This is a genomic window from Bradyrhizobium sp. Mp27 (assembly GCF_029953005.1).
Lineage (GTDB): Bacteria > Pseudomonadota > Alphaproteobacteria > Rhizobiales > Xanthobacteraceae > Bradyrhizobium > Bradyrhizobium barranii.
In genome coordinates, this window is record NZ_JASAUS010000051.1 from 14,656 (window position 1) to 26,350 (window position 11,695).

Genomic DNA, 11,695 nt, shown 5'->3' on the forward strand with positions numbered 1-11,695 from the left:
CCTCGCTTCCATTCAGTCCGGCGGAACATCGATGGCGCGCGTTGCTCGAGTGGATTTGCCGGAACGTTCGGTGCTCAAGCCGCTCTACGCCAAGGCGGGCTTCGCTGACGCATTCGCGATCGATCTACCGAGCAATGCGACGGGCGACGCCGAGCGCCTCGCCACCCATATGCTTATGGGGCAGGCGCGGTGGGTTGGCTGGCTGGTGGCTCTAAGGGACACTTTGGTTGCGGGGTTTGGTCTTAAGACATCGTCTGAATTGCGCGGTGACGTTGCGACCGACAGGATCGATTTCTTTCGGGTCTACGATCGGCGTCGTCATGAGATTGTTCTTGGCGAGGACGATCGCCATCTCGACTTCCGTTTGTCCGTTTTGGTTGAAGAGTCCGCCTTGTGCCGCCGACTTGTCGCCACAACGGTTGTGACCTTCAATCATTTGGGAGGGCGGGCCTATATCGCGGGAATCGCACCCTTCCATCGCCTGATCGTAAAGTCGTCTTTGCGTCGAGCCGAGCGATCGGGCTGGCCAGCTGAACTGTAAGGTCGCGCGGCTAGCCGGCTGGACCAAATTCGGTACGTGCTGGGTCGGCGACAAGCCCGCCACCATCAGGGATTTTCGTCACGCACCCTACGTTATCGATGGTGCGGAGTGCGTGGTGGAGCGGAGCACGGGCGTGCCGCCCCTGTGGCACATAACAGCGATTTAATCTCTCCGCCTGCGAAGTATTCGAGATCTGAAACGTTAGCTCACGAGAGTTCTCGCATCCGGCGAGCGCTACACAGGAGTTCCCTCATGCATCGTCATCTCGCCATCGCCGTCCTTGCGGCGGTTTCCACCCTGACCGTCGCGGCATCCTCTACCGCGGCGTCCGCAACCGAGGTGCAGGACACCTATTGCCTGCAGGGCCGCCAATCGGGTTACCCCGGCAATTGCGAGTTTTCCACCTATGAGCAGTGCCGCGCCACCGCGAGCGGCACCAACGAAAGCTGCGGTATCAACCCGATGCGGGCCTACGCGCCGTAGCAGCAACGGCACGTGCTGCATCGCAGCCGGGATTGAGGGGCAAGCGATGAAGGGCGCCGGCGACGGCGCCCTTGTTCGATCTGGCTGCTCCACCGAAGAAGCCGCAATGCGCCGGGACGCACAGGCGGCCCGTCGATGGCAAGCCATTCAGCGTTGTCGTCGTCATCTCCCGAAATCGCGAAAGACCTGACGCGGCCCTCGATCGCAGACATCGGGACGGCCGCAATCGCGGCGACCGGAGTATTCGAGTATCCTCGCGATCGGAAAGGCGAGCGCGATCATGTCCAGGTTCCTGCAATGGTTCTTTCGGAATCGCGAAACCGGTGACATCACGATCGCCCAGGCCCCCAACCTCGTTCTCTGGGTCGTCATCGTGGCCGGTGTCCTGCGCTGGGTCTGGCAGCCGCCGGGCACTGCCGCTATTGCCCTGGCCATCGTGTTCAAAGGCGGCCTCATCGTTTGGGCCCTCGACGAGATTTTCCGCGGGGTGAACCCATGGCGGCGCTGTCTTGGCGGAGCCGTGCTGGCTTATGAGCTCGTGACCTTTCTGTGATGGATCGCTCAGAATACTGCACGAAGCTTGATGTTGCCGGCCGGAATACCAGTGGCTTCATGGTGCGGGCTATTACGGTGACAGTGCTTGACTGCACCCCGTAAGATATTTGACTTTGTGAAAGATAAAGCTGGTCAGGATAGCCGATCGAAAACGAGAGCCATCCAACGATGACGACCTATGTGGCCCTGCTTTACAGTGTGGTTCTCCCGCTCGGCCGGCGATTGGCGATGACCGAGCTGCGTGCCATGGCGCAAGGCCTCGGCCTCCACGACCCCAGAACCATCGGCGCGACGGGAAATCTGACGTTTGACAGCGACAAGGCGTCGACTTCCGAGTTGGAAGAAAATCTCGAAGCGGCCTTCACCGTGCGGTTCGGCAAGCATGTCGCAATCATCGTACGCAACGCTGACGCGTGGCGACGCCTGCTACGCGCAAACCCGTTTCGTGCCGAAGCGACCGCTGATCCGCAAAGGGTCGCCGTTCGCGTGATGCGCAGTCCAATCCCGAAAGGCAGCGAAAACGCCCTGGCACGCTATATCAGCGATGAACGAATTGCCGTCGCCGGCGGCGATCTCTGGATCCATTTTACGGGCGATCCAGCGCGATCGCGTTTGCTGTCGGCGTTAGGCGCGGGGCGCCTGAAGGGCGTCGGCACGTTGCGCAACACGAATACGCTAAGGCGAATCGGTGACGCCGTGACTTCGGCCCGATCCAGCCTCGCAGATCGAAAATAAAATCGATCGCTGGGGAGGTGCACTGTCATCGCAATCCCCGGGAATAGAGCGGTCATCAACTCAACATCACCGCACCCCCGTGCCCTTGCAGCGCTGGCACTTCACCACCTTGTCGCCCTTCTTGAGCAAGCCTTTGCCTTCACAATTTTTGCATTTCTGCTTCTTCTTGATGTTCGGGCCTTTTTCACTGACCATGAAATTCTCCTGCCGCGTGAGAGCGGTCAATTGCGTCTTGTTTTGGTTGGGCTCGCCCAGCAGAACAGCCGAGCGACGCCGGGTAAGTCCCTGCGCTATGCCGGCTTCGGCACGACCAGCACCGGCACGCTTCCGTACACCAGGACCTCGGATGTCTGGCTGCCCAAAAACAGCTTCCTGAGGCCGCGACGCCCGTGAGAGGCCATGACGATCAGGTCGCAGCCTCTCGACTCTGCTGTTTCAATGATCGCAGTCGCCGGGTGCGCATTCGGAACGTGCAGGAGTTCCGCAGGCGTGCCGACCTGCTCCGACATGGCGCGCGCTTCATCGAGCACTTTGCCTGCACGGGCTTTGCAGGCTGTGTCATAGCTGTCAACCTCCTCCTGCGTCGGAATCCATCCCGAGGCGTGTCCGCTTCCATAGTCGACCGGCAGCGATTCCGTCACCGTGATGATCGTCAGCCTGGCATTCAACGCCTTCGCCAGGGCAATGCCATGCTCAACGCCTTTTCGGGCGACGTCCGATCCGTCCGTGCTCAAGAGAATGTTGGCGTACATTCGACCAATCCTTTGCTCTTCGAACAAAGTGATGCCTGGGTAATATGATCGTATACGCGCCGTGGGTCCATGCGTGTTTTCGGTCTCGCCGTCACAGCCTCGAAAGGCTCGCCTCGCGCCGCGTGGACACGTCCGGTTCTCGGCTCACTAAACCTTTATTCACGTTCGATGCAGGCAACCGAATCTGGCGTAGTGCTCTGTCTCGTGTCTGAGAGGATTGTACGCGCCTCGGAAACTACTTTGTGAGTTGGGAATAAGCGCGCGACAACGCACGTCTAAGCGTGGTGGATCGGATCTCTTGCCTCGCGGGAGATCCCCCAAACGAAAGGAACCACCACGATGACACCATTCAAAAATCCCATCGCGTCAGTCCTGTCCAAAGCCCTGTTGACCGGACTGGTCGTCACCGCAATCTTCAGCACGCCGATCCAGGCGCGTGAGCACCGCACCGGCGATCGGCACACCGAACAGGGCGTGGGGGCGAACTCTCGCTTCGAGGGCGAGCGATCGATCGCTGCGCCGGCCTACCACGCATTTGCGCCAGTGCCCTCGGATCAACCGGGTGGGGTTTGCGATCACGGGGATAACCCGATGATATGCTGAGCATCCGACCTCGCCGGCGTCCGAAAGGATTGGCGCGCGGTGCGAAGCTCAAAGGTGCTTAGCCATTATCATCGCAACTTGCCGCACAGTTTAACGGCATTTCGGCCGACTGAGCGGCAGATTGCAGACCTGGCCGCCATGCGTGCCGAGGCGGATCGGGTCAATGGCGCGTACTGTCGGGCCGCGAAGGCAGAGAGGTCATTGCTTCCAGTTGCGCTGTTCGCGTCGCCAACATGGCGAGCAAGCTCTTGTGCAGCCGATCCCCGGGTTCGAAATTTTGCGCGAGCCTTCGGACGGTCTCGACAAATCGCATGCGATACGTCGCCGCCCTGTCGACGTCTCCGTACTTCGCGAAGATCTCGGCGGCCGTGCGGTACACCCGCCAGGAAGCAATCGGGAAGTCGGTACTGTCGACGATCTCCAGCGCGCGGGACAGCTGCAACCGGGCCTCCGCTGAATTGCCCAAGGCAAGCGCAGTACGGGCGAGCAGTCCGTGGGCCTGGGCCAGGTGATTGAGATCCGGAGCCGTGGCCACATAGTCGTGGAGCTGGCGCGCACAGCTCTCAGCCTGCGTAAAGTCGTCAACCTGCAAGTAATATTCGCCGAGACAATGATACACTTGCGTCGCGGCGGTAAATTCGATGTCGATGCCTTCTTCATGCCTGCGGCGCTCGATGTCGTCGAATTGCCTGCGAGCTCCCGACGGGTCGTTCAGCCCGACATAGGCCTTGGCGAGGACGGCCCGCTTGTGGAAGTACGTCGACTGATCGCCGACCAGCAGACTATCGTCGACGCTTTCGCAGAGCTCACGGGCTCCATCAAAGTCCATCGCTTCGACGTGCAACCACGCAAGCGTCAGCCGGCACAATGCGCTGCTGGGGCCGTTCGCGTTCCTGACGGCCAGTTCGAGGCCGGCCGTGATTTCACGTCGCAATTCGCGCCATTCGCCCAGATGAATAAGCGCGATCGACTCAAGAACGTTGAACAGAACAAAAGTGTAGACGTCGCCTGCCAGGCGCGCCAGCCGCTTGCCTTCCGTGCCGGCGCGGCGGCACTCCTGGTACCGCGACCTCCAGCAATCGACGATACCGGATATTCCATTGCGCCTGATCAGGATGCCATAATTCGTGGCATCCGCGCTCAGCTCGATCGCCCTGTCGCAGAGCGTGGCGTCCTGTTTGCGCCAGCCGTTGAGGAACAGGTTGACGCTCGCGCTGCTGCCCTGGACCAGAGCCTTGAATGTGTCGTCCGCCAGCGCCTGGCTTCGCGACAGCACGTCTTCAGCGGCCTCGAGGCAGGCGTGGCGATCCACGCGCAAGCAGAGGCTGCTCACCGCCGTGAGGCCGTTGAGCTGTTGCTTGATCTCGCCCGCTTGTTCGGCGCAGGCAATCATGTCTCGCAGATCGCGGATGGAGCCGGCGAGGTCGCCGCACGAGCGAAGAGCCCAGCTTCGCTCCCGCAAAAGAGCGACGCGGGTTGAGAATTTGTCGGCAGCATCGAAACGATCGAGTATGCCAAGCGCGCGGGTGAGATAGCTTGCGGCCTCCGCGTGGCCGAGGCGTTTCGTCGAGTTCTTTGCCGCTTCCCGGAGGTAACGCAACGCGCTCGGAAAGTCGCGACCCTGCTCGAAGTGAAGTGCGAGCGCGGGCGCTATTTCAGGGGTGCGGCCGGCATAGGCCTCCTCCAGCCTCTTGCCCAGGAACTTGTGCGTTTGTGCGCGGCGCCCGGGCGGCAGATTCTGGTAGATGATGTTCTGATAGAGAATGTGACGGAAGGCGTAGCAGCCCGAATATGTGCCATCGGGCCACTCGGAAGCCCCCGAACGAACGAGGATCTGATCCTTCCGGATCGACGCTTCGATGTCGCTTTCAACGTCGATCGCATCGTCGCACAGGCCGGCCGCAACGAGGGCCGCGGAGAATTCTTCGCCGGCAACGCTGGCGACATCGAGCAGGCGCCGCTCGTTGTCGGTGAGGCGATCGAGCTCGTGGCCGATCATGTTCACGAGGCTGTCTGGAATGCGGTCTTGCGCAAATGCCGCCTGTGAGGACAGGCGCCATCCGTCGTCGATTTCGATGATCGACTCCTGGTCGATCAAGTGCTTGAGCAGCGTGCCAACAAACAGGGGATGTCCCAGCGTTCGCTCGAAGACCGGCTTTGACAGGCTGGAGGCAAGCTGCTCGTCGCAGAAGCGCAATGCCAGGTAACGCTCGACCTCCGGACGCGACAACCGATCGAGGCGCAATTCGCTGCAATATCCATGAATCTCGAGATCCCGGTGCAGGCGAGGGATGGGATGCCCGCCGACGGAACTGTCGGCCGGACGATAGGAGCAGAGGACCAGCACGCGTGCCTTGCCGTTCCCGCGCGCGAAGCGAGACAGTACGTCGAGCGTCGCGAAATCGCTCCAATGCAGATCTTCGAGAACAAGAACCCAGGGGCGGTCGATGCTCAGCGCTTCCAGAAGATCGCAAAATTCGCGCAGCATCCGCTCGCGCGTCGCGCCGAACACTTCGTCCTGGAAAGCCGCGCGTTCCGATGCGTCGATGACGCCTGGCAATTGCAGGATCCAGGTGGGTGCGTGGGCGCGAACTGCCGAAATCAATTCCGGACTGTTTGCGCGATAACGGCTCACCAGCGCATCGATGAGTGGAAGAAAGACCTCGTCTGTTCCGAACCGTTCGGTGCAGCGCCCATAGAGCTGATCGAAGCCCTGTTCCGTCAGCTGCTCGAGCGCCTTGGCGACGAAGGCCGTCTTGCCGATCCCGGCTTCTCCGGTGACAAAAGCCATCTGCTGTTTGCCGGACAGGACGTGCCGCGTCATCTGGTCGATCGTCGCGAAGGAGGGGGTCCGGCCGACCACCAGGGTGGAGATTTCGGTTTTCAGAGGTACGACCGCGTTCTCGACCTCCCTGGCCGCTTCCCGCACCGTGCCGATAAAGCGGACGCCTTTGCGCGGCAAAGTCTTGATCAGCCGCTGCGTCTCGCCGGAATCGCCTATTCCGGTACGGGCTGCGTTGATGCGGGTGGTGAGCGCCGACTCCGAGACGATGCGTCCGCCCCAGATCGCACTGATCAGATCGTCCTTGGTCACCACCCGGGTGCGGTGGCGGATCAGATATTCGAGGACGTCAAAGACCTGGGGCTGCAACGGGATCGTACGTCCGTCACGGCGCAATTCCCGCCGGTCGGTGTCGAGGACAAACTCGTCAAATTGATACAGCAAAACAATGCCTTCGGAGGTGCGGCGAGGCGGATATTCAACCGGTACACCGGCCTGAAATCAAGCACGCCCGTCAGAATCAAGGAAACGATAAGAACAAATTAAGCTCGCCTTAAAGCGTGGCGAGGCGTCCCGCTCGATACTTCCAGCCGTATCCAGTCACTCACACAAGGTGCTCGTGTCATGCGCTTGGAAGAAAAGGCGCGGCGTCTCACCCGCGTGTTCTATGGGTTGTTGCTTCAGAAGATGTTTCAGTCGATCGCGGCATCCTCCGCACCATTGTTCAGCAGCAGAGCTTCAACCAGAAGCGATGCGTTGTTTTCTGCGAGTTCGTTTGTCGCCTCCACGGAATCTTCCCGAAAGGAGGGTTGGTTTGGGCGCCTCCTTCAAGCGCTCCACCATTCGCGACGGCTGCAGGCAGAGCGCACCCTTCGACAGAATCGTCACCTGACCGACGATGGGTGGCCCCAGTTTGCCTCTCGGTCAGATGTTGGAGGGCGTGACAATGCCGGTCAGTGAAAAGTCGTCCGAACGCAAGCTTCGGATTTCGGCGCCGGGCGAGACTACGCTGCTCGCAACGATCGCCATCTGCGTTGTCATTTTTCACATTCTTGCAGCCACGATGTTGACGTCGACCCGCCCGAGCGATGCTGGGGCACCGCCCGAGCCGCCCGGACTGTCGTCCGGGGACTGATCGCCAGGTCGCTATTCCAGGATTTGACAGACAAGAAGGGTTAGCTCATGGGCGACATGGCGTCGTTGTGCCTGCTCAGCATCGCCGTGTTTTGCGGCGCTTTCGTCTCGGGCCTCGCGGGCTTTGCCTTTTCGGCGGTGGCCGGCGCGATTCTCCTTCACGTTCTCCCACCACGGGAGGCGGTCCCGCTGATGATGGCCTGCAGCATCACCGTGCAAGCCGCGGGTCTTTGGGCGTTGAGAAAAAGCATCTGCTGGAAACAGAGCTCGGGACTGGTCGTCGGCGGATTGCTTGGCGTTCCGATCGCCGTGTGGTTGCTGCAAGCTGCGGACGCCCGGATCTTCAGGGAGAGCTTTGGTCTCGCCGTCGCCTGCTACGCGGCCTACACGTTGTTCCGGCCGGCGCTTTCTGATCGCCTGCAGATGAATGCGGGACGCAATGCATTGATCGGCTTCGGCGGAGGCTTTGTCGGCGGGTTAACGGCAATGCCGGGTGCAATACCGACCATATGGTGTGACATCCACGGCGTGCCGAAAACCGAGCAGCGCGGAATGGTTCAACCCTTCATCGCCGCGATGCAGATATTCGCACTGGGTCTCATGCTGATCCGAGGAGATCTGTCGACAAAGGTCCTGGTTGACTTCGCCGTCGGCATCCCGGCGCTCGTTGCTGGAACGGCGCTCGGGATTTTTGTCTTTCGCTGCGTCAATGACGCACTGTTCCGGCGAATTATCCTCAGCATCTTGCTGGTTTCGGGACTGTTGCTGGTAGTGTAGTTACGCCGGTCGCGCCTCCAGGTGAGGGTGACGAGGCCCTGCAGCGGTGCGATCCTCGTCACCCGGTTCAGCTTAGCCCGCGCTTTTCGGGACCGGTGTGTTGAGCAGCTGCTGCTCCCACAGGAACGCGATGCCACTGCCGCCGGCGTGCTGCACGATCACCTCCGTCAGCTTGACGGCCTGGTCGGCCCTGGCCCAATCGCGCTGCCATTCGGCCGCCACTGCCAACCAGGTCATCATGTTGGCGCCGGCGGTTATCATGCGCTGGATGGCGACCTCGTGGGCCTCGACCGAAACGGCACCGGACGCATCCGTGACGACAGTGACGTCCCAGCCTTCGCCGAGGGCCTGGATCGTCGGCATCGCGACGCATATCTCGGTCCATAGACCGGCGATGATCAGCTGCTTGCGGCCCGTGGCCTTGACCGCGTCCACCACCTTCTTGTCCTGCCAGGTGTTGATGAAGGTGCGGTCGATCACCTCCTGTCCGGGGAACACGTCGGTGATCTGGGGGAAGAGGAGGCCACCACGCTCGGCAATCACGCTCGTCAGGATCGTGGGGACACCGAAGGCCTTTGCTGCCTTCGCGAGAGCTGCCGTGTTGTTGATCACCATCTGCGGTTCATGGCTATTCACGTTCGCAAGCTGGTAGGGCTGGTGATCGATCAGAACGAGCACTGAGTCTTCGGGACGAAGCAGCGACGCAAGGCCGTTACGAAGTTTCATCATGACATCCTTTGTTGCCGTTGGATGCGGCATCGGTTTTGGGGAGACGTTCGCCAAGGGCGGCGTCACCTGGAGGACTTATTGCCGTTCCCGTCTTCGATGCGGTAGTACCGTTTCGTGGCAAGCTGTGTCGCGGAATGAGGAACGCCAAGGTGGACATCGAAGAGCTGCGGACATTCGTGGAAGTTGCTGATGCGGGCGGAGTTTCGCCTGCTGCGCTCCGGCTCGGCGTCTCCAAGTCGATCGTCAGTCGACGGCTCCTGCGGCTTGAATCCGAGCTTGGTGTCCAGCTTCTGGCACGAACCACCCGCGGCGCCGCTCTAACGGAAGCCGGGGCGACGTTCCGAGACTATGCTGCGAGGGTCTGCACCGAGATCGACGTAGCCGAAGAGACGATCCTGCCTGCCGGAGAGCTTCGCGGACGCTTGCGCGTTGCCGTGCCGCTGTCCTTCGGATCGACCTACTTCGCTCCCGTGATGGCGGAAATGGCGCGACGACACCCCCAGCTCCAGATCCAGACCTGCTACAGTGACCAATTCGTCGATCTCATCGCAGGAGGTTACGACTGCGCGATCCGGATTGGCCATCTTCAAGCTTCCAATTTGATCGCCAAGCGCGTCGGACCGATCCACGGCAAGTTCGTCGCGAGTCCTGGCTACATCAGGGAGCACGGGTCGCCCGAGACACCCGAGCAACTCGTCGCCCATCAAGCACTCATGCAGGGCACCGAAACCTGGCAGCTCATGGACGGCGACAAGATCATCACGGTTCGTCCACAGGGTCGCTTCAAGGCCGACAACGGCACGGCTCTGGTGGTCGCCGCAACAGCAGGGCTCGGGATTGCCTACCTCCCCGATTTCCTCACCAATGAATTGCTGGCATCGGGGGCGCTCGTTTCAGTCATGACCCGTCATCCACCACCTCCGGCGGGTGCCTATGTCATCCGCCCGCCAGGCCAGCATCCCGCGCGGAAGCAGTGCGTTCCGAGTCCTCACGGAGTTGCTGATTGAGCATTGCGACCCGGTGAAGTGATTGACACGCTGGTGAGCCCGGCAGGACTCGAACCTGCAACCAGACCATTATGAGCGGCCGGCTCTAACCATTGAGCTACAGCCCCCGCCGCGAGACGGTGGGCCGTGCTGCTGCCCCAGCCGAGGTAATCTTTCGCTTGCCGGAGGCTGCTGCCGGTCAGAACGCGCGACCTCGCGGGTGCAGCTACGTTGGGCGGGTTGTTGACGGCGTCCACTTCCTCCAAGTCAGGCAATACCTAAAATTCGATCGATCTGATTAGGCGGACCTTATGCCCGATCCAAGGCGGCGGGAGTGATTTTACCGCGTGTTCAGGTCTGGGTGGTGTCATCGCCCATTCCTTTGAAATCCGCTTTTGTCGTTCGATTATTTTCAAACTGCGAGCGCATCAATGGCTGCTATCACGTCATTCCTGGCCGAGTTGGACGAAGCAGTTGCGAGAGGAAATCCCGAGAGTTGTCTGCGGGCGCTCTGGCATGCGGCAGACATCCTGATCGCCGGCACTTATTCCGAGGATCAGATCTGGACGTTCGGTGAGGTCATCGGTCGTCTCGCGCAGGAGATTGAAACGAGCGCGCGGGCGAAGCTCGCGGGAAAGCTCGCATGCAGCCAAAATGCGCCCTATGCGTTGACCCGGCAGATGGCAAGCGACGACTGCATCGATGTCGCATGGCCGATTCTCAGCCAGTCGGAGCGCCTCGACACCGAGACATTGATTGCGTGTGCCAAGAACAAGAGCCAGCAACATTTGCTCGCAATCTCTAGGCGACAAACGGTCCCGGAAGCGGTCACCGATGTCCTGGTGGTGCGGGGATCTCCCGAGGTCGTAACCTCGGTCGCATCAAATGCTGGGGCTAGTCTCTCCAAATCCGGATTTCTGCACCTGGTGCGGCGATCGGAAGGGGATTCGATCCTCGCCGAGTCCGTGGGACTGCGAAAGGATATTCCTCGACATCTCTTCCACCAGCTGATCGCCAAAGCCTCCGAAGAGGTGCGGCAAAAACTGAAGAGGGAGCGTCCGGATATCGAACATCAGGTCCATCGCGTCGTCGTCGATGTCACCGGGGCCATTCACGCCAGGTTTGGCCCGGCGTCGAAGGATTACTTCACGGCGAAACGCACGGTGGCAAAACTGCACGAGAGAGGCGAATTGACGGAAGACAAGGTCTTCGAGCTTGCTCACTCTCTCAAGTTCAACGAGACCACCGTCGCCCTGTCGTTGCTCTGTGGGCTTCCGATAGACGTCGCGGAACGGGCATTGATCGAGAAGGATCGCGAGCCGGTGTTGATCCTGGCCAAGTCTCTCGATTTCTCATGGCCCACCACGATGGCGCTGCTGTTCCTGGGCGCGGCCAACTACCGGATAACCGTTGGCGAGCTGGATCAATTGAAGATCGATTTCCACCGGTTGAATGTCAAAGCGTGCCGGGAGGTCGTCACTATCTACCGAACGCGGAAGGAGGAGGTCTTCGGCGGCTCGTCTCAACAGCCTCGGCGCATGATCTAGGATCGCAATTGCGGTGACACAATTGCGGTGAGAGTGCACTTAATTCATGAGCCTTCGAACCCGCGAAACGG

General features: G+C 60.7%; 12 protein-coding genes, 1 tRNA gene and 1 pseudogene. 9 read left to right on the top strand and 5 right to left on the bottom strand.

Translation table 11 applies throughout. The annotated features are described in order from the left end of the window. Positions 1–31: 31 nt before the first annotated feature. From QJT78_RS24450 to QJT78_RS24465, 4 genes are all read left to right on the top strand, one after another. Complete coding sequence (locus QJT78_RS24450) at positions 32–541, top strand: DUF2867 domain-containing protein (RefSeq protein WP_028152553.1); 510 nt, start codon at positions 32–34, stop codon at positions 539–541. A 252-nt stretch (positions 542–793) separates the two neighbouring features. Next, positions 794–1,024 (top strand): DUF3551 domain-containing protein, encoded by a 231-nt coding sequence (locus QJT78_RS24455; protein ID WP_028152554.1) that lies wholly within the window; start codon positions 794–796, stop codon positions 1,022–1,024. 280 nt (positions 1,025–1,304) lie between these two features. Continuing rightward, positions 1,305–1,577 (top strand): hypothetical protein, encoded by a 273-nt coding sequence (locus QJT78_RS24460; RefSeq protein ID WP_028152555.1) that lies wholly within the window; start codon positions 1,305–1,307, stop codon positions 1,575–1,577. A 170-nt stretch (positions 1,578–1,747) separates the two neighbouring features. Continuing rightward, entirely contained in the window at positions 1,748–2,314 is a 567-nt protein-coding gene (locus QJT78_RS24465) for a DUF1697 domain-containing protein (RefSeq protein WP_038943503.1), read from the top strand. 66 nt (positions 2,315–2,380) lie between these two features. Here the strand turns inward: QJT78_RS24465 and QJT78_RS24470 are convergent, their stop codons facing one another. Together QJT78_RS24470 and QJT78_RS24475 are read right to left on the bottom strand one after the other, a co-directional pair. Further along, a complete protein-coding gene (locus QJT78_RS24470; protein ID WP_155258027.1) occupies positions 2,381–2,539 on the bottom strand; it encodes a hypothetical protein in 159 nt (52 codons plus the stop codon). A 65-nt stretch (positions 2,540–2,604) separates the two neighbouring features. Beyond that, a complete protein-coding gene (locus tag QJT78_RS24475; protein ID WP_028152556.1) occupies positions 2,605–3,066 on the bottom strand; it encodes a universal stress protein in 462 nt (153 codons plus the stop codon). Between the two features lie 339 nt (positions 3,067–3,405). On the opposite strand from QJT78_RS24475, the gene QJT78_RS24480 reads away from it, so the two are divergent. Beyond that, positions 3,406–3,669, top strand: a complete 264-nt coding sequence (locus QJT78_RS24480; RefSeq protein WP_028152557.1) for a hypothetical protein — start codon at positions 3,406–3,408, stop codon at positions 3,667–3,669. A 160-nt stretch (positions 3,670–3,829) separates the two neighbouring features. Here QJT78_RS24480 and QJT78_RS24485 read toward each other — a convergent pair whose 3' ends face one another. Next, positions 3,830–6,895, bottom strand: a complete 3,066-nt coding sequence (locus tag QJT78_RS24485) for an AAA family ATPase (RefSeq protein WP_049807657.1) — start codon at positions 6,893–6,895, stop codon at positions 3,830–3,832. A gap of 502 nt (positions 6,896–7,397) precedes the next feature. Between QJT78_RS24485 and QJT78_RS24495 the strand changes: the two genes are divergently transcribed. Beyond that, positions 7,398–7,586 (top strand): hypothetical protein, encoded by a 189-nt coding sequence (locus QJT78_RS24495; RefSeq protein WP_157790188.1) that lies wholly within the window; start codon positions 7,398–7,400, stop codon positions 7,584–7,586. Between the two features lie 47 nt (positions 7,587–7,633). After that, positions 7,634–8,362: a sulfite exporter TauE/SafE family protein gene (locus QJT78_RS24500; protein ID WP_028152559.1), complete on the top strand. Its 729-nt coding sequence runs from the start codon at positions 7,634–7,636 to the stop codon at positions 8,360–8,362. A 72-nt stretch (positions 8,363–8,434) separates the two neighbouring features. On the opposite strand, the gene QJT78_RS24505 is transcribed toward QJT78_RS24500, so the two are convergent. Then, positions 8,435–9,088 (bottom strand): hydrolase, encoded by a 654-nt coding sequence (locus QJT78_RS24505; protein ID WP_028152560.1) that lies wholly within the window; start codon positions 9,086–9,088, stop codon positions 8,435–8,437. 152 nt (positions 9,089–9,240) lie between these two features. On the opposite strand from QJT78_RS24505, the pseudogene QJT78_RS24510 reads away from it, so the two are divergent. After that, positions 9,241–10,120: pseudogene (locus QJT78_RS24510) on the top strand (LysR family transcriptional regulator). Between the two features lie 9 nt (positions 10,121–10,129). Here QJT78_RS24510 and QJT78_RS24515 read toward each other — a convergent pair. Next, positions 10,130–10,205, bottom strand: a tRNA-Ile gene (locus QJT78_RS24515). Between the two features lie 303 nt (positions 10,206–10,508). Here QJT78_RS24515 and QJT78_RS24520 point away from each other — a divergent pair. Continuing rightward, on the top strand, positions 10,509–11,624 hold the full coding sequence (locus tag QJT78_RS24520; protein ID WP_028152561.1) for a DUF2336 domain-containing protein: 1,116 nt from the start codon (positions 10,509–10,511) through the stop codon (positions 11,622–11,624). Positions 11,625–11,695 lie beyond the last annotated feature (71 nt).

Bases quoted from the DNA above. Each gene is read 5' to 3' on its own strand.
- QJT78_RS24450 (WP_028152553.1), top strand. From the start codon at position 32: ATGGCGCGCGTTGCTCGAGTGGATTTGCCGGAACGTTCGGTGCTCAAG.
- QJT78_RS24455 (WP_028152554.1), top strand. From the start codon at position 794: ATGCATCGTCATCTCGCCATCGCCGTCCTTGCGGCGGTTTCCACCCTG.
- QJT78_RS24460 (WP_028152555.1), top strand. From the start codon at position 1,305: ATGTCCAGGTTCCTGCAATGGTTCTTTCGGAATCGCGAAACCGGTGAC.
- QJT78_RS24465 (WP_038943503.1), top strand. From the start codon at position 1,748: ATGACGACCTATGTGGCCCTGCTTTACAGTGTGGTTCTCCCGCTCGGC.
- QJT78_RS24475 (WP_028152556.1), bottom strand. From the start codon at position 3,066: ATGTACGCCAACATTCTCTTGAGCACGGACGGATCGGACGTCGCCCGA.
- QJT78_RS24480 (WP_028152557.1), top strand. From the start codon at position 3,406: ATGACACCATTCAAAAATCCCATCGCGTCAGTCCTGTCCAAAGCCCTG.
- QJT78_RS24495 (WP_157790188.1), top strand. From the start codon at position 7,398: ATGCCGGTCAGTGAAAAGTCGTCCGAACGCAAGCTTCGGATTTCGGCG.
- QJT78_RS24500 (WP_028152559.1), top strand. From the start codon at position 7,634: ATGGGCGACATGGCGTCGTTGTGCCTGCTCAGCATCGCCGTGTTTTGC.
- QJT78_RS24505 (WP_028152560.1), bottom strand. From the start codon at position 9,088: ATGAAACTTCGTAACGGCCTTGCGTCGCTGCTTCGTCCCGAAGACTCA.
- QJT78_RS24520 (WP_028152561.1), top strand. From the start codon at position 10,509: ATGGCTGCTATCACGTCATTCCTGGCCGAGTTGGACGAAGCAGTTGCG.